Origin of the sequence: Streptomyces sp. ITFR-6 (assembly GCF_031844725.1) — a bacterium.
In the GTDB taxonomy this organism is placed as follows: domain Bacteria; phylum Actinomycetota; class Actinomycetes; order Streptomycetales; family Streptomycetaceae; genus Streptomyces.
In genome coordinates this window covers 6600114-6615121 of sequence record NZ_CP134612.1, presented here as the reverse complement: position 1 = coordinate 6615121, position 15008 = coordinate 6600114, and the positions used below count along the sequence as shown (strand labels likewise).

At 72.5% G+C, this 15008-nt stretch carries 15 protein-coding genes and 1 tRNA gene; 7 read left to right on the top strand and 9 right to left on the bottom strand.

Features of this window, described 5'->3' with window-relative positions; genetic code table 11:
* Nucleotides 1–24: 24 nt before the first annotated feature.
* Nucleotides 25–1170 carry a sensor histidine kinase gene (locus tag RLT59_RS30060; protein ID WP_311306307.1) on the bottom strand — a complete coding sequence of 382 codons (1146 nt, stop codon included), beginning with the start codon at nucleotides 1168–1170 and terminating at the stop codon, nucleotides 25–27.
* Nucleotides 1171–1487: 317 nt separating this feature from the next.
* Between RLT59_RS30060 and RLT59_RS30055 the strand changes: the two genes are divergently transcribed.
* The 3 genes from RLT59_RS30055 (at nucleotide 1488) to RLT59_RS30045 (ending at nucleotide 4093) form a co-directional block, all read left to right on the top strand.
* Nucleotides 1488–2129 carry a LuxR C-terminal-related transcriptional regulator gene (locus RLT59_RS30055; protein WP_311306306.1) on the top strand — a complete coding sequence of 214 codons (642 nt, stop codon included), beginning with the start codon at nucleotides 1488–1490 and terminating at the stop codon, nucleotides 2127–2129.
* Nucleotides 2130–2249: 120 nt separating this feature from the next.
* On the top strand, nucleotides 2250–3191 hold the full coding sequence (locus tag RLT59_RS30050) for a pseudouridine-5'-phosphate glycosidase (protein ID WP_311306305.1): 942 nt from the start codon (nucleotides 2250–2252) through the stop codon (nucleotides 3189–3191).
* Nucleotides 3188–4093 (top strand): carbohydrate kinase family protein, encoded by a 906-nt coding sequence (locus RLT59_RS30045; RefSeq protein ID WP_311306304.1) that lies wholly within the window; start codon nucleotides 3188–3190, stop codon nucleotides 4091–4093. The genes RLT59_RS30050 and RLT59_RS30045 overlap by 4 nt, the downstream gene beginning before the upstream one ends.
* 10 nt (nucleotides 4094–4103) lie before the next feature.
* Here the strand turns inward: RLT59_RS30045 and RLT59_RS30040 are convergent, their stop codons facing one another.
* Together RLT59_RS30040 and RLT59_RS30035 are read right to left on the bottom strand one after the other, a co-directional pair.
* A complete protein-coding gene (locus tag RLT59_RS30040) occupies nucleotides 4104–4751 on the bottom strand; it encodes a nucleoside/nucleotide kinase family protein (protein WP_311306303.1) in 648 nt (215 codons plus the stop codon).
* A 7-nt stretch (nucleotides 4752–4758) separates the two neighbouring features.
* Complete coding sequence (locus RLT59_RS30035) at nucleotides 4759–5433, bottom strand: hypothetical protein (protein WP_311306302.1); 675 nt, start codon at nucleotides 5431–5433, stop codon at nucleotides 4759–4761.
* A gap of 41 nt (nucleotides 5434–5474) precedes the next feature.
* Here RLT59_RS30035 and RLT59_RS30030 point away from each other — a divergent pair, with 41 nt between their 5' ends.
* Nucleotides 5475–5840 carry a nuclear transport factor 2 family protein gene (locus RLT59_RS30030; RefSeq protein ID WP_311306301.1) on the top strand — a complete coding sequence of 122 codons (366 nt, stop codon included), beginning with the start codon at nucleotides 5475–5477 and terminating at the stop codon, nucleotides 5838–5840.
* A gap of 26 nt (nucleotides 5841–5866) precedes the next feature.
* Here RLT59_RS30030 and RLT59_RS30025 read toward each other — a convergent pair whose 3' ends face one another.
* Both RLT59_RS30025 and RLT59_RS30020 read right to left on the bottom strand, forming a co-directional pair.
* Entirely contained in the window at nucleotides 5867–6346 is a 480-nt protein-coding gene (locus RLT59_RS30025) for a cupin domain-containing protein (protein ID WP_311306300.1), read from the bottom strand.
* Nucleotides 6347–6468: 122 nt separating this feature from the next.
* Nucleotides 6469–7146, bottom strand: a complete 678-nt coding sequence (locus RLT59_RS30020; RefSeq protein WP_311306299.1) for a winged helix-turn-helix transcriptional regulator — start codon at nucleotides 7144–7146, stop codon at nucleotides 6469–6471.
* Between the two features lie 85 nt (nucleotides 7147–7231).
* Here RLT59_RS30020 and RLT59_RS30015 point away from each other — a divergent pair, with 85 nt between their 5' ends.
* On the top strand, nucleotides 7232–8443 hold the full coding sequence (locus tag RLT59_RS30015) for a pyridoxal phosphate-dependent aminotransferase (protein WP_311306298.1): 1212 nt from the start codon (nucleotides 7232–7234) through the stop codon (nucleotides 8441–8443).
* An 86-nt stretch (nucleotides 8444–8529) separates the two neighbouring features.
* Entirely contained in the window at nucleotides 8530–9156 is a 627-nt protein-coding gene (locus RLT59_RS30010; RefSeq protein ID WP_311306297.1) for a cysteine peptidase family C39 domain-containing protein, read from the top strand.
* A 314-nt stretch (nucleotides 9157–9470) separates the two neighbouring features.
* On the opposite strand, the gene RLT59_RS30005 is transcribed toward RLT59_RS30010, so the two are convergent.
* Nucleotides 9471–9557, bottom strand: a tRNA-OTHER gene (locus RLT59_RS30005).
* 33 nt (nucleotides 9558–9590) lie between these two features.
* On the bottom strand, nucleotides 9591–10322 hold the full coding sequence (locus RLT59_RS30000) for a DUF7873 family protein (RefSeq protein WP_311306296.1): 732 nt from the start codon (nucleotides 10320–10322) through the stop codon (nucleotides 9591–9593).
* Nucleotides 10323–10410: 88 nt separating this feature from the next.
* Here RLT59_RS30000 and RLT59_RS29995 point away from each other — a divergent pair, with 88 nt between their 5' ends.
* Nucleotides 10411–10719, top strand: coding sequence for a hypothetical protein (locus RLT59_RS29995; protein ID WP_311306295.1), 309 nt, complete (start codon nucleotides 10411–10413; stop codon nucleotides 10717–10719).
* A gap of 25 nt (nucleotides 10720–10744) precedes the next feature.
* Here the strand turns inward: RLT59_RS29995 and RLT59_RS29990 are convergent, their stop codons facing one another.
* Nucleotides 10745–12058 (bottom strand): SWIM zinc finger family protein, encoded by a 1314-nt coding sequence (locus RLT59_RS29990; protein WP_311306294.1) that lies wholly within the window; start codon nucleotides 12056–12058, stop codon nucleotides 10745–10747.
* The gene (locus tag RLT59_RS29985; RefSeq protein ID WP_311306293.1) at nucleotides 12055–14973 is read right to left on the bottom strand and encodes an SCO1167/SCO6262 family helicase; all 2919 of its coding nucleotides are present in this window, start codon (nucleotides 14971–14973) and stop codon (nucleotides 12055–12057) included. Before RLT59_RS29985 ends, RLT59_RS29990 begins: the two co-directional genes overlap by 4 nt.
* Between the last annotated feature and the right edge of the window lie 35 nt (nucleotides 14974–15008).

Below are 15008 nucleotides of genomic sequence, written 5' to 3'. Positions count from 1 at the left end.
GTTCAGGACACGAACGCCTACGGGTCAGCAGGGCAGGGTCACCGTGACCCGGAACCCTCCGTCCGGCCGCGGCCCGGCGGTGAAGGTGCCGCCGTGCGCGTCGGCGCGCTCCCGCATCCCGACGAGTCCGAGACCGCCTCCCGGCACGGTCGGGCGGTGCCCGGTGCCCGGTCCCTCATCAGCGACTTCGACCGTCAGCACGCCTTCCTCCGCGACGATCCGCACGGAGCAGCGGGTCGGTGCCGCGTGCTTGACGACGTTGGTCAGGGCCTCCTGCACGATCCGGAAGGCGGACGTGGCGACACCGTCCGGAGGCTCCTGCGGGCAGTAAGAGCGCAGTTCGACGCCGACGCCCGCCGCCTCGGCCGTCCGCACCAGGGCCGGAAGGTCCAGGAGTCCGGGCACCGGCCGCAGATCGCGGGCGGCCGCTTCCTCCTGGTCCTCCCGCCGGTCCTCCCGGCGCAGAACCCTGAGCGTGGCCCTCATGTCCCGCAGCGCCTGCCGGCTGACGCCCTCGATCACCACCAGGGCCTCACGCGCCTCCTCGGGGCGCGTCTCGGCCACGTGGTTGGCGATGCCGGCCCTGACCGCGATCAGGCCCACGCTGTGGGTGACCACGTCGTGGATGTCGCGGGCGATGCGCAGGCGCTCCTCGACCTTCGCCCGCTCGGCCGCCTGGTCGATGACGCGCTCGACCCCGGCCCGGCGCTCCCGGGCGGCCGACCCCGCCGCCCAGGTCGCACCGAGGACCAGCACCCCGAACACGGCCTGCACGGACCGGGTCCCGCCCTCGTAGTGCTGACTTCCCGTCATGGTCAGCAGGGCCGCGCCGACGGCGCAAACGCCGCCGACGAGGACCGCGGAACGCCCCGGCTGCCGTCGCAGGGCCACCAGGTACAGCGCGTAGGCGGCGGCGAGGAAGGAGGTGGGCCCGAGACCGAACGGCAGCGCCGCGCAGGCCGCGACAAGGGTGACGCCGAAGACCGGCAGCGGCCACAACTGCCGCACGGTCAGCGGCAGCGCGGCACTCAGCGAGAGCAGCCACACAGTGGTGCCGCTCAACTCGCCGCCCAGGGCGGGGCGCAGCGGCGAGAGCTGCGGAAGCAGCGTGAAGCCGAGCGCGGCCATCACGTCGAACACGATTGATCGCCGGTCGCGGATAGGCACCATGCGGCGAAAGTATTCGCTGTCCGGCGGTACGTCCAACGCCGCAGAGACCGGCCGTCGCCGTCCCTGCCGATTGCGTCTCAGGGGCCCGTCGGACCTGGCCGAGAGTCGCCCCCCAAGCGGAAGCGCTTCCCTTCACTCAATGAACGAACTTGCGTTCCCCTGAACCGCGTCAGCATACTCGGCATTTGCGTCACCACACCTCCGCCCCCCACTCATCTCATGCACCCACATGAACGAATGATGATCAGGAGGAGCCCTGTGCGGCTTCTCTGTATTGGCATTTCAATTCCTGGAATGACGGAGAAAGGCGTGGAGAAGTGGAAATACACCTGCTCATCATCGGCGAGGACTCGGTCACTCTCGCGGGCCTGGAGGCGATCGTCGACCAGGACGAGAACATCGTCCTGCCGGACCGGGCCCTGGACGCCGCCGACTGGCTCCGATGTCCCGACGAAGACGAGGTGAAGCCGCACGTCATCATCCTGGGAGAGCCTCCGACGAAACAAATCATCTGCGAGAACGTGCAGCAGGGCCTCACGAAATACGGCCACGAGAGGTCGCGTCCGAAGATTCTCGTTGTCTCGCAGAATGACGACGACGAAATGATCGTGGCGGCCCTGCGCGTCGGCGTCAGCGGCTATCTCGCACGCATCGGTTCACCGGACGAGCTCCTCGATTCCATTCGCATCGTCGCGAAAGGCGGCGCCGCTTTCAGCAGAAGGATCGCCGCCAGATTCAGCAGCTACTTCTCCTCGATGCAGATTCAGAACACTCCTGATCCGACGGACTTCTGCGGCCTGACCAGTCGCGAACTGGAAATACTCGACCTGCTCGCCCACGGTCTGGGCAACCAGCAGATCGCGCGGCGGCTCTTTCTCGCCGAGAAGACCGTACGCAACTACGTCTCCAGGATCTTCACCAAGCTGGAGGTGCACGACCGGGCCTCGGCCGCGGTGTGAGCGCGTGACGCCGGCTTCGGCGGCCAGCCGGAGGTCCAGCTGGCCCAGCTCGCCTGAACGGCCGACGCGGCCCGGGTGGTGGACGTTTGAGCGCGGCCCGCCCGCGACAGGGATGTGAACATGTCACTGACTGAGCCGTTCGGCACCGCCCCCTACGCACCCGTGGTCTCCGCAGAGGTGCGGGCCGCGCTCGCCGCGCACCGGCCCGTCGTCGCGCTGGAGTCGACGATCATCGCCCACGGTCTGCCGCGCCCCCGCAATCTTCGGGTGGCCGAGGAGCTGGAGGGGCTCGTGCGGTCCGGCGGCGCGGTGCCCGCCACCATCGCCGTGCTGGACGGCAGGGCCAGGATCGGCCTGGACAAGGACCAGTTGGAGCGGGTCGCCCAGGACCCGGCGATGCGCAAGTTCGGCCACCGGGACCTCGCCCCGGCCCTGGCGGCGGGCGCGAGCGGGGCGACGACGGTCTCCGCGACGGCGTTCCTGGCCGCACGCGCGGGCCTGCGCGTCTTCGCGACCGGTGGGCTCGGCGGGGTGCACCGGGGCTGGACCGAGACCCAGGACGAGTCGGCGGACCTGCGGCTGCTCGCCGGGACCGGCATCACCGTGGTCTGCGCGGGCGTGAAGTCGATCCTGGACGTGCCCGCCACGCTCCAGCGGCTGGAGACGCTCGGCGTCGGGGTGCTCGGTTACGGCACCGACCGGTTCCCCGGGTTCTACCTCAGCAGTTCGGGCGAGCCGGTCGACTGGACCGTGCACACCCCGGAGGACGTCGCCGGGGTGATGCGCGCCCAGGACGCGCTCGGCGGCCCCGGAGCGGCGCTGATCGTCGCCAACCCCGTACCGCCGGAGGAGCAGTTGGATCCCGCACTGCACGACCGGGTGCTGGCCGAGGCGCTGGACGCCTGCCGGGAGCGCGGCATCGTGGGGCAGGCCGTCACGCCGTATCTGCTGGACCAGCTGACCCGGCGGACCGGCGGCGCCTCGCTGGAGGCCAACCTCGCGGTGGTCCGCGGCAACGTGGCGCTCGCCGCCCGGATCGCCACGGACTGGACCGCCCGGTGACCGGTGGACTTCTCGTCGTCGGGGACGTGGTCACGGACGTGGTGGCCCGGCACGCGACGGCGCTGGTCCACGGTACGGACACCAAGGCCGGCATCCGGACCCTGCCGGGCGGGGCCGGCGCCAACGTGGCCTGCTGGGCGGTGCGTTCCGGCTGCCCGGAGGTGCGACTGCTGGCCCGGGTCGGCGCCGACTCCGCCGTCTGGCACCGGGACCGGCTGCGCCGGGCGGGCGTACGCGGACTGCTGGCCGTGGACGACAGGGCCCCGACCGCGACGGTCGTCGCCCTGGTCGACTCCGCCGCCGAACGCACCTTCCTCACGGACAGCGGCGCGGCCCTGCGTCTCGCTCCGGAGGACTGGTCGCCGTCGATGCTCGACGGAATCGGCCGCCTCCACCTCTCCGGCTACCTGCTCTTCGCCGAGCGGAGCCGCGCGACGGCCCTGCTCGCGCTTCGGGAGGCCGGGCGGCGGAACATCCCGGTGAGCGTCGACCCGGCCTCCGCGGGGTTCCTGGCCGAGCTGGGCGTCGACCGGTTCCTGGAACTCGTCGGGGAGGTGGACCTGCTGCTGCCCAACGCGGACGAGGCCCGGCTGCTCACCGGCCTCCCCCGACCTGCCGACGCCGCGGCCGAGCTGAGCCTGCTGGTCCGCCAGGTCGTCGTCACCCTGGGCAGGGACGGCGCCCTGCTCGCCACCGGGGGCGCGGTGACCGGCCGGGTCGCGGCCGAACCGGTGCGGGACCCGGTGGACTCCACCGGGGCGGGCGACGCCTTCACCGGCGGCTTCCTCGCGGCGCTGCTGGCGGGCGAGGCCCCGGCGACGGCCGCTGCGGCGGGGTGCCGCGCGGGAGCACGGGCCGTCATGGCGGTGGGCGGGCGGCCGTCCCTGCCGGGGGAACGGTAGTGGTCACGGCCTAGTCGCTGTCCCGCAGCCCCGTCCAGGCGGGATGGCGCGGGTCGTCGGCCCGGACGACCGCGTCCGCGGTCCCGGCGGGCGCCACCTCGTCCTCGTACCGTGCGAAGGCGGGCAGCGTCCACTGCTCGGCCTCCTCCGTGCGCCGCCGCAGCGCGCCCGGCGAAAGCCGCAGGTGGACGCTCAGGTCGAACGGGAACCAGTGCCCCAGCAGCAACGGCCCGTGCACCACCAGCACCCCGCCCTCCGGAAGGAGCCGGTAGGGGCTCCGGGTGGCCCGGTCCGTCGCCGGGTCCCAGAGGTCGGGCAGCACCCGCCCGTCGCCGCCCGCCTCCAGCGGCCCGAACACCTCGCGCCAGAGCGCTCCGGTGTCGAACCAGCTGGCGTAGTACGAGTCGGGGTCCCGTTTCCCGTACTCGTACCGCAGGCTGGCGGGCCGCAGGAACCCCGCCGTGGACACCGGCAGCACGGACCGGCCGCGCAGCCGCAGCGCCTGGGCGAGCGACTCGGCCAGCTCGCCGGTCCGGGCGGCCGGGGCCCCGTCGACGGCGACCTTGAGCCAGGGCCCGCCGCCGGACGGCTCCAGCGCGTCGGCGTGCGCGGCGAGGGCGTCCGCCAGCCGTTCCCAGGTGATCGCTTCGAATCGCACGTCACCATCATCGCCCCGGCCGGCCGAGGTCCGTCCGGTGGTCAGCCGCCAGTCGCGCGACGCGTTCGGCGAGCGGGCCCCGGGCGGGCTCGATCGCGGCGGCGGCAGCGGCGAGGCGGGTGATGTCGGTGAACCAGTCGCCGGAGAGCGGGTCCGCCACCCCGATCCGGGCGAAGCCGCGTTCCAGCAGGCCCGCTGCGGTCTCCGGGCGGCCGCGCAGCAGCGCCTTCACGGCGGCGACGGCGTTGGCGAGCGCACTGGCGGGCCTCGACCAGTCGTCGCTGCGCGCCGCCGGGTTGTCCTGGTCGTAGCCGGGCCGGTCCGCGACGGACAGCGCCACGATCTCCAGATCCAGCCGCCAGAAGAGGGACAGCCCGTCGAAGTCGACGAAGAGCAGCCGCCTGGCCCGGGAGTTCCCCAGCTCGGGGTCGACCCGCAGCGAGGCGACGTGCCGGACCGTGCCGAGCAGCTCCGGGACGGCGGCGACGCAGTCCGCGAACCGTCCGTCGGGCACGGTCCAGCGGAGGTCGATATCGCTGTGCGCGTCGGCGGTCCCCTTCGCGAGCGACCCCCTCGGTTCCGCCCGCGATCCGGCGCAGTGGGAGCGGAGCGTGCCCAGGAGCTGCCGCGCCGGCGCGGCCCGGCGCGCCGGATCGAGGTCGCCGGGGCCCGCTTCACTCACTGCCTGCCACCCTTCCGGCGCCGCCTCGTACGATCTTCCCCATGGATCTCGAATTCGCCCGCACGTTCGCCTCTCAGTGGCAGGACGACTGGAACTCCCATGATCTGGAGCGCATCCTGACGCACTATCACGAGGACGTGACGTTCAGCTCCCCCATGATCACCCGGTTCACCGGCGACCCCTCCGGCACCGTGCGCGGCAAGGACCAGCTGCGTGCCTACTGGGCACGCGGTCTTGAGCTCATCCCGGACCTGGAGTTCGAGGTGATGGACGTCCAGGTGAGCGTCGACACCCTGGTGATCGACTACCGCAACCAGATCGGCGGCCGGGTGTACGAGGTGCTGACGTTCCGGGACGGGCTGGTGATCGGCGGCCTCGGCGCGCACGGGGAGACGCTCGCCCGCTGAGGACGGGGGCGGGCCTCAGCCCCGCCTCACTTCTTCCCTCCGCAGTCCACGGCGTCGGCGTCGTCGGAGAGTTCACTGCCCTCGGGCAGCAGATAGGTCCCCCAGAGGACGACCGGCTCGGTCCCCAGGTTGCGCCCGATGTGGCGGTGCTTGGCACCGGAGGGCTCGATGAAGGACGTTCCGGCGGGCGTCACCTCGACCGAGCAGTCGTCCAGGGTGCGGGTCAGCGTCCCCTTCTTGACCACCGCGATCAGCTGGCCGCGGTGGGTGTGCCAGCCGGTGGAGCCGCCGGGCTCGACGGTGATCTTCCGGAAGGTGACGTCGGTACGGCCCTTCGGCGTCTTCACCTTCAGCTTGCCCGGCGAGGTGCCCTCCGCCACGACGGTGCCGCTCACACCGCTGCCGGGAGTGGCGACGGCCGCCGAAGGCACGAAGCAGAGCGCTGCCACACAGCCCCCGATGACAAGCGCCTTGACCGGCCGCCCCTGCTGTCCGCCACGTCTCATGGGCCACTCCTCCGCATCAGTGCCCCGGGCATCATCTGATGCCCCTGGCATCCCAAATGCCCCGACGCTACCCAGGAGCCGGCCGGGCGAACCGTCCCGCCGCCGTCGTCATCAGTCCTTCGTCATTCGCCCCGCAGCCCGGCGGCCAGCGGCCCTTCGCCGGACACCTCGATGCGTCCGTCCCTGACCGCCTCCGCGAAGGTCGCCTCGCCGCGCCCGAGGGCGAGGCAGAGTTCGGCGTCGAGCACGATGCGCGCGTCGGCCCGCTCCGCGGGGCCGTCCCCGTAGACCGCGCCGCCGGGCTCCCGTACCCCCGTATTGACGTGGAACTCGCCCTCGTCCAGCTGGACATCGAGCACTCCGTCACCGGCCGGTCCGCCGGGCCCGTCCAGTGCGCGCAGCAGCGGCAGCGCGAACCAGTGCGCCCGGACCGCGTCCGTGGGCCGGCGCTCCGCGAGGGCGGGTGCTCCCCATTCGGCGAGTGCGGCGAGGACGGGCAGCAGGCCGTGGCCGCGTTCGGTGAGTTCGTAGACCGCGGCGGCGGCGGGCGGCGGCAGCCGGCGGCGGGTGGCCAGTCCGCCCTGCTCCATGTCCCTGAGCCGGGAGGCCAGGACGTCCGTGCTGACGCCGGGCAGGTCCGCGTGCAGATCGGTGTACCGGCGCGGACCGGCCAGCAGTTCACGGACGATCAGCAGGGTCCACCGGTCGCCGACGGCGTCCAGGGCGCGTGCGCCGGCGCAGAACTGGTCGTAACTCCGGCGGCGGGCCGGGCGGGTTGCGGGCTGTTGCTCACGTGGCATGCGACGCAGTCTAGACATGTTGTTGGACTTTCCAAGCTCAAGCTTGGTAAAACCAAGTATCACAGTCGGGTCGGGGAGGCACCGCATGGAATTCCGCCAGTCCAGCAAGCTCAACGAGGTCTGCTACGAGATCCGGGGCCCGGTCATCGAACACGCCAACGCCCTGGAGGAGGCGGGCCACAGCGTGCTCCGGCTCAACACGGGCAACCCGGCGCAGTTCGGCTTCGAGGCGCCGGAGGAGATCGTCCAGGACATGATCCGGATGCTTCCGCAGGCCCACGGCTACACCGATTCGCGCGGCATCCTCTCCGCCCGCCGGGCCGTGGCGCAGCGCTACCAGGCGATGGGGCTCACCGAGGTCGACGTGGACGACATCTTCCTCGGCAACGGGGTCTCCGAGCTGATCTCGATGGCCGTGCAGGGCCTGTTGGAGGACGGTGACGAGGTGCTGATCCCGTCACCGGATTACCCGCTGTGGACTGCGGTGACGACGCTGGCCGGCGGGAAGGCCGTGCACTACATGTGCGACGAGGCCTCGGACTGGAACCCCGACCTGGCCGACCTGGCATCGAAGATCACCGACCGGACCAGGGCCGTCGTGATCATCAACCCGAACAATCCGACCGGCGCCGTGTATCCGCGCGAGGTCCTCGAAGCCATCCTCGATCTGGCCCGCAGGCACGGGCTGATGGTGTTCGCCGACGAGATCTACGACCAGATCCTGTACGACGACGCCGAGCACCACAGCGTGGCAGTCCTCGCGCCCGACCTGGTCTGCCTCACCTTCAGCGGCCTGTCCAAGACGTACCGGGTGGCCGGCTTCCGTTCGGGCTGGATGGTGGTGTCCGGCCCCAAGCAGCACGCGCGCAGCTATCTGGAGGGGCTGACCATGCTCGCCTCCATGCGGCTGTGCCCCAACGCCCCGGCGCAGTACGCCATCCAGGCCGCACTCGGCGGCCGGCAGTCGATCCGGGAGCTGGTGGTGCCGGGCGGCAGGCTGTACGAGCAGCGCAACCGCGCCTGGGAGAAGCTGAACGAGATCCCCGGGGTGTCGTGCGTGAAGCCGAAGGGCGCGCTGTACGCCTTCCCGCGCATCGACCCGAAGGTGCACCCCCTCGTCGACGACGAGAAGTTCGTCCTGGACCTGCTGCTGCGGGAGAAGATCCAGGTCGTGCAGGGCACCGGCTTCAACTGGCCGAGGCCCGACCACTTCCGGATCCTGACCCTCCCGTACGCTGACGATCTTGACGCGGCCATCAGCCGGATCGGCCGCTTCCTGACCGGCTACCGGCAGTGACCCTGCCCGGATTCCGGCAGTGACCGGACTCGGAGCTGAACGGGCGCTGGAGATGGACGGACGCCGTAAATGAACGGATACCGATCGTGAGCCGCTCCACCTGCGCCACCTGCCGGGTCCCCGTGCACACCCAGTTCGCCTCGTTCGAGCTGGTCGGGCCGATCGTCGAAGGCGGGCTCGATCCGGCCTCCGACCCCGCGTGGGCGGAGTCGGGCGCCAAGTCGCCCGCGGAGTACGCGCGCTGGGCGGGGCACCTGTGCGGCATGACCTGTCTGCGCATGGCACTCGGCGCCGATGCCCCGCCCCTCTTCGCGCTGCGCGACGGAGCGCTCGGGTACGGCGCGTACACCGAGGATCCGGACGGGGCGATCCACGGCCTGGTCTACGCCCCCTTCGCCGACTACGTACGCGAGAGCCACGGCCTCGACGCCACCGTCCACCGGCACCTCTCGCCGGAGGAGATCCCCGGCCTGCTGGACGCGGGCCGGTCCGTCATGGCGTCCGTGCACTACGCGATCCGTCATCCCGAACGGCCCGCACCGGGGCGCGGCGGCCATCTGGTGCTCCTGACCTCGCGCACGGCAGACGGCGGGGGTGTGCACTTCCACAATCCCTCGGGCACGAGCGCGCAGACCCGGGCGGCGGAGCTTGCGCTGGCCGAGTTCGCGCGGTTCTTCGCCGGGCGCGGGGTGTCGCTGGCCGCGCGGGCCTGACGGACCGGGCCCCGGAACAGGAGCGGGCCCGGGGGTGTAGCCGACCCCCGAGCCCTGTGATGCCGCCTGTACTGCACGCCGACACGTTTAAGGTCCCGTATCAGTTTTATGTCGTCGCGTCCTGCCTTTAGACAACCGCGGACCGGAGCTCCGCGGGCCGGAGTCGAACCGGCATCTCGACGCACACGGGCACGGGCCCGGTCGATTCGGCGATAGGCGGCGCATGCTGAGTCTGGAGCAAGAGTCTGAGATTGATCGCGGTCTGCCTCTGCCAGTTGGGCCACCCCGGCCCGCATCCGCAGGAGCTGCGGAAGTGCCGGGGGGAGGACTCGAACCTCCACCGTAACCGCGTCGTCACGACAAACTTCAGTTTCAGCTTTGCGCTCCTCGCGCACCCCGGCGGCTTCGACCGCCGCCGGGGATTCCTTGGTCGGTCACCCGAAGAGGTAACCGAAGACCGCATCACCCACTCGCTGGTCCGTGACGTCCACGCCGTTGGCCTCCTCGCGGGCGAACTTGACGGCCTGCTGGAGCTTCTCGACCCGGTCGGTCAGCTCGTTGATCCGCCGCGCGGGCAGCGCCCCGGAGAACTTCACGGTCGTCCAGTAGCCGACCGGGACGTCCTCGTAGTACACCTCGACCTGCGCCGGGTGCTTCTCGGTGGCCTCAGCCTTCACGTGGTTGCGGGGCACCTTCTTGGTCCGCAGGGTCCGCACCGGCTCGGTCTTCCAGGAGTCGGTGGACGGGTCCTGGGCCCAGGCCTCGGAGGCTTCGAGCACCGGCAGCTTGCGGATGAAGGTGGTGATGTCGGTGAGCTGCTTCTCCAGGAAGAGCAGATACGAGACCGGCACGCCGGCCACCAGCACCCGGCCGTCGACCGAGATGTCGGCGCGGGCGGCGCAGTTCGCCCAGTCCTTGGTGGCGGTCACGTCGAACAGCCGGGTGAGGGTCGTCGCCGTCTGGCGCAGCACGTCCTCGGCCTTGATCTGGACCGGCGTCGACTCGGGCGGCAGCTGCTCGCCCTCCTCGTCCTTCGGCTGGTACGTCCGGGAGATCCCGGCCAGCAGACCGGCCTTCTGGAGGCCGTGATGCGCCGCCGTCAGGTCCTGGTGAGCCTTGGACTTGACGCCCTTCTCCACTGCGATGATCTGATTGAGTTTCGCCACACCCAGGAAGCTAGCAACATCAACACCAGCCGCGCCAGCGCTTTTTGGGCAGGGCACCGGATACCGATCTCAGCAGGGGGCAGGCCGCATGGGCGCCGCGATACGTCATTTCACCGCCACGACCGGGCAGGGGCAGGTCTTCACGGTCAACATCGAGCGGGACTTCCGGTACGACCCGTACCGCGACTTCCTGGTGTGCGCCCACTGCGACTGGCGTCCGTCACTCCTGACCACGGAGCGGATCGTCGACATGGCCGGGGAGCACCTGGCCACGGCGCACGGGGCCGACCGGGGACTGGCGCAGCAGGAGGACGAGTCGTTCCGGAAGGCGCGGATGATCGTGCTGCCGGTCGTCGCCGTCCTGCTGATCGGCCTGCTGTTCCTGCTGAAGGGCTGATGTTCCGCCTGGAGGGGCTGAGCGGTCAGCCGCCGCTGAGCTCCAGGAGCGCGCCCACCGGGTCGGTGTCCGGTGCGGCGCGCGGCCACCACTCGTCCTGGCCAGGGTCCGACTCGTAGCCGTACCAGCGGCCGTCGTGGCCGAAGCGGAGCTGGAGGGTGCCCCCGGGGTGGGTGAGGTGGTTGCGCCAGGGCTGGAAGCGGGGGAATCCGGCGGCGGCCAGAGCCGGGCGGGCCCGGTCGAACGGGCCCGCCGGGGGGTCCCACTGCGATTCCAGGACGTCCAGCCCCTCGGCCCCGCCCTGGCGCCAGGCGGCGACGGCGCGGGCCAGGTCGGTGATGTTGCGGCCGGTCGCGGAGGCCAGCTCGCGGTAGAGGGCGCGGGTGGTGGCGGTCAGCCCGGCGGTGGGGCGGGCGGCGGCCAGCCGGACGGCGTCCTGCCAGGGGGTCAGCCCGGCGAGCGGGTCGCGGCCGGTGGTGAGCAGGGCGTGGGCGCGGGCGGCCGCGTCCGTGGCGAGCTGGTCGAGGGCGAGCGGGTCGCGGCTGCCGGGCAGGCTCGGGTAGGAGGGCGGCTGCCCGGGGTGCGGCGCCACCGGGAACGGGGCGGGCAGCGGTGGCAGGAAGCGGTCCGCCAGCGCGTCCTTCGCCGGTACGGAGGGGGTGGCGGGAGCCTCGGGCCGCTCCCGTGCGGAGTGCGCGGCGTTGCGGTGGCCCAGGTCCTCCAGGAGTTCGCGCTCGCCCCGGCCGCGCAGCAGCAGCAGGACGAACGGGTCGGCGTCCAGGAGCCGGGCCATCTGGTAGCAGAGCGCGGAGACGTGTTTGCAGGGCCAGCCGTGGTCGGGGCAGGAGCAGCTGGGGTCCAGATCGTTCGCCGCGGGGAGCAGCGTGACGCCGGAGGCGGCCGCCGTGTCCACCAGGGAGTGCGGCATCTCCTTGGTGAGGAGCGCGGCCAGGTGGTCCGGGCGGGCGGCGACCGCGCCGAGGAAGGTGTCCCAGTCGGCGTCGGTGAAGGTGCGCAGCCGCAGTTCGGCACGGTAGGGCCGGGGCCGGCTGCCGTGCACATAGGCGACGACGCGGCCGGGGGTGACGGTGACCGCGGCGACATGCCCGCCGTCCGCGTACGCTCGGCCTCTGGCGAGTCTCGCCGCGTCCATCGACAGGGCTTCGAGCGCCGCCACCCAGGCCCGGCCCCACCAGCTGTCCGCGAACGGCTCGTCGTCGCCGGACGTCCGCGCGGGTACCGCTTCGAAGGTCCGCCGCAGGTCGTCGGGGCCCGGCCGGGACCGGGCGCCCGGCCGCGCCTCGCGGGCCGGCCGAAGGGAGTCGGGGCGGGGGCTCATGACGGCCTCCGGAGGGAGACGAGGTCGGCGAGATCGCGGTCGCTGAGCTCGGTCAGCGCGGTCTCCCCGACGCCGAGCACGGCGTCGGCCAGGGCGCGCTTGGCGAGCAGCATCTCACCGATCCGGTCCTCGACCGTGCCCTCCGCGATCAGCCGGTGCACCTGGACCGGCTGGGTCTGCCCGATGCGGTAGGCGCGGTCCGTGGCCTGTTCCTCGACGGCCGGGTTCCACCAGCGGTCGTAGTGGATGACGTGGGCGGCCCTGGTGAGGTTCAGGCCGGTGCCGGCCGCCTTCAGCGAGAGCAGGAACACCGGCACCTCGCCGGACTGGAAGCGGTCGACCATCCGCTCCCGCTCGGCCACCGGGGTGCCGCCGTGCAGGAGCTGGGAGGGGATGGCCCGCGAGGTGAGGTGTGCGGAGAGCAGCCGGGCCATCGTCACGTACTGGGTGAAGACGAGGACGGAGCCGTCCTCCGCGAGGATCGTGTCGAGGAGCTCGTCGAGCAGGGCGAGCTTTCCGGAGCGGCCGGTGAGCCTGGTCGGCTCCTCCTTCAGATACTGCGCGGGGTGGTTGCAGATCTGCTTGAGCGAGGCCAGCAGCTTCATGATGAGGCCGCGCCGGGCGATGCCCTCGGACGCCTCGACGTACGCCATGGTCTCGCGCACCGTGGCCTCGTAGAGCGTGGCCTGTTCGCGGGTGAGGAAGACGGGGTGGTCGGTCTCCGTCTTGGGCGGCAGCTCGGGGGCGATGCCCGGGTCCGACTTCTTGCGGCGCAGCAGGAACGGGCGGACCAGCCGGGCGAGCCGCTCGACCGCCTCGTCGTTGCCGATCCCGGCGGCGGTGCCGGTGTTCTCCACGATCCGGGCGTGCCGGGCCCGGAACGCCTTGAGGGGGCCCAGCAGTCCGGGCGTCGTCCAGTCGAGCAGGGCCCACAGCTCGGAGAGGTTGTTCTCGACGGGGGTGCCGGTCAGGGCGACCCGGGCCGGGGACGGGATGGTGCGCAGCGCCTTCGCCGTCGAGGAGTGCGGGTTCTTCACGTGCTGTGCCTCGTCGGCCACGACCAGTCCCCAGCTGTGCGCGGCCAGTTCGGCGGCGCTGGAGCGCATCGTGCCGTACGTGGTGAGCACGAAGCCGCCGTCGGGCCCGGCGAGGCTGCGGTCGGTGCCGTGGAACCGGCGCACGGGCACGCCGGGGGCGAAGCGGTTGATCTCCCGGTGCCAGTTGCCCAGCAGCGAGGCGGGGCAGATCACCAGGGTGGGCGCGGGGTGGGCGCGGTGCAGGTGGAGGGCGATGAGGGTGATCGTCTTGCCGAGGCCCATGTCGTCGGCCAGGCAGCCGCCGAGGCCGAGCGCGGTCATCCGGTCGAGCCAGGCGAGGCCGCGCAGCTGGTAGTCGCGGAGTGTCGCGTCGAGGCCGGGCGGCGGTGCGATCGTGGTGTCGTCGTCGACGATGCGGCTGCGGAGGGCGGCGAGCGCGCCGACCGGCACGGCATCGACCTGCTCGCCGTCCACCTCCGCGCTGCCGGTCAGGGCGACGGCGAGGGCGTCCACCGGGTCGAGCAGGCCGAGCTCCCGCTTGCGCGCCTTGCGCACCAGTGCGGGGTCGACGACGACCCACTGGTCGCGCAGCCGCACGACGGGCCGGTGGGCCTCGGCCAGCACGTCCATCTCGGCCTCTGTGAGCTGCTGGTCGCCCAGCGAGAGCTGCCAGTTGAAGGCGAAGAGCTGTTCGGCGTCGAAGAACGCGGTGCCGTCGGTGGCGGTGCCCGGCGCGGGCCGCACGACGGCGGCGGCGGTGAGCGAGCGGGCCAGCTCCCGGGGCCAGTGCACGCTGATCCCGGCGGCCGAGAGCCGGGCCCCGGCATCGCTCAGCAGTTCGTACAACTCGTCCTCTGTGAGGGCCAGTACATCGGGGACGGGCTGGTCCAGGAGCCGTTCCAGCGGGGCCCAGACGCGGGCGGCGCGGCGCAGCGCGAGGACGGCGTCGATCCGGGCGCGCGGGCCGAAGGGCTCGCCCGCCCCGCCGTTCCAGAGGGCGGCGGCGTCGACGACGTAGGTCGGGTCCGCGAGGCTGTGCACCTGGGTGACGGCCGCGGCGGCATGCCGTGCGGCGTCGTCCGGGCTGCCGGGACCGGCCGTGTCCGTCGTGTCGAAGAGTTCGTACGCGGAGAGGTCCAGGCGCAGGGACACCCGTACGCCCGCGTCGAGCCCGGCCGCGACCGCCACCGCCCACTCCCTGGCGCCGGGCAGGTGCTGGGCCTCCGTGGCGGCGAAGGGCGCCCCCATGGCGAACGCCGCCGCGGGGGTGCGGGGCAGGGTGTCGGCCACCGCGTCGAGGAAGGAGGCGATGAGCGGCTCCGGCTCGGGGACCTGGAGGGGCGTGCGGCCGGGGAACGGCACCGCGTACCCCTCGGGCGGCATCGCCGCGGCGACCGCACGCAGATGCGCGACGTCCTCCGCGGCGCGCGGCCCGGCCCGCCAGGCGTCGTGGTCCTCGGGCGTCAGCCCGGGGAGCATCCGGCCGCCGGCCACCAGATGGAGCGCGTGCAGCGCGGCGGCGCCCCAGCACCGGGTGGCGGGGTGGGCGGATTGCTGGTGGCGGGCACGGGCCAGCAGGGGCACGGCGTCGGCCAGGGGCAGCACGAGGGCCGGCACGGTCTGCGGGCGGACGTCGCCCTGATCGCCGTGCCGTCGCACGACGGTGATCTCGGAGACCCGGCCGTCCGCGCCGGGGGCGGTGCCGGGGCCGGTCGTCGTGGCGAGGCCCGTCGTCGTGGCAAGGACGGGGAGCGGGGCTCCCTCCGGGTCCCAGAACGCGACGCGTCCCTCTCTCGGCAGCGGTGCGGGAAGGAAGACGGCCGCACAGCGGAGCAGACGGCCGACAGCCGCGTCCCGCGTCGGTGCTGCGATGGCCACCTGCCCCTCCCCTCATGTCCAAGGCCCTGGTCAAG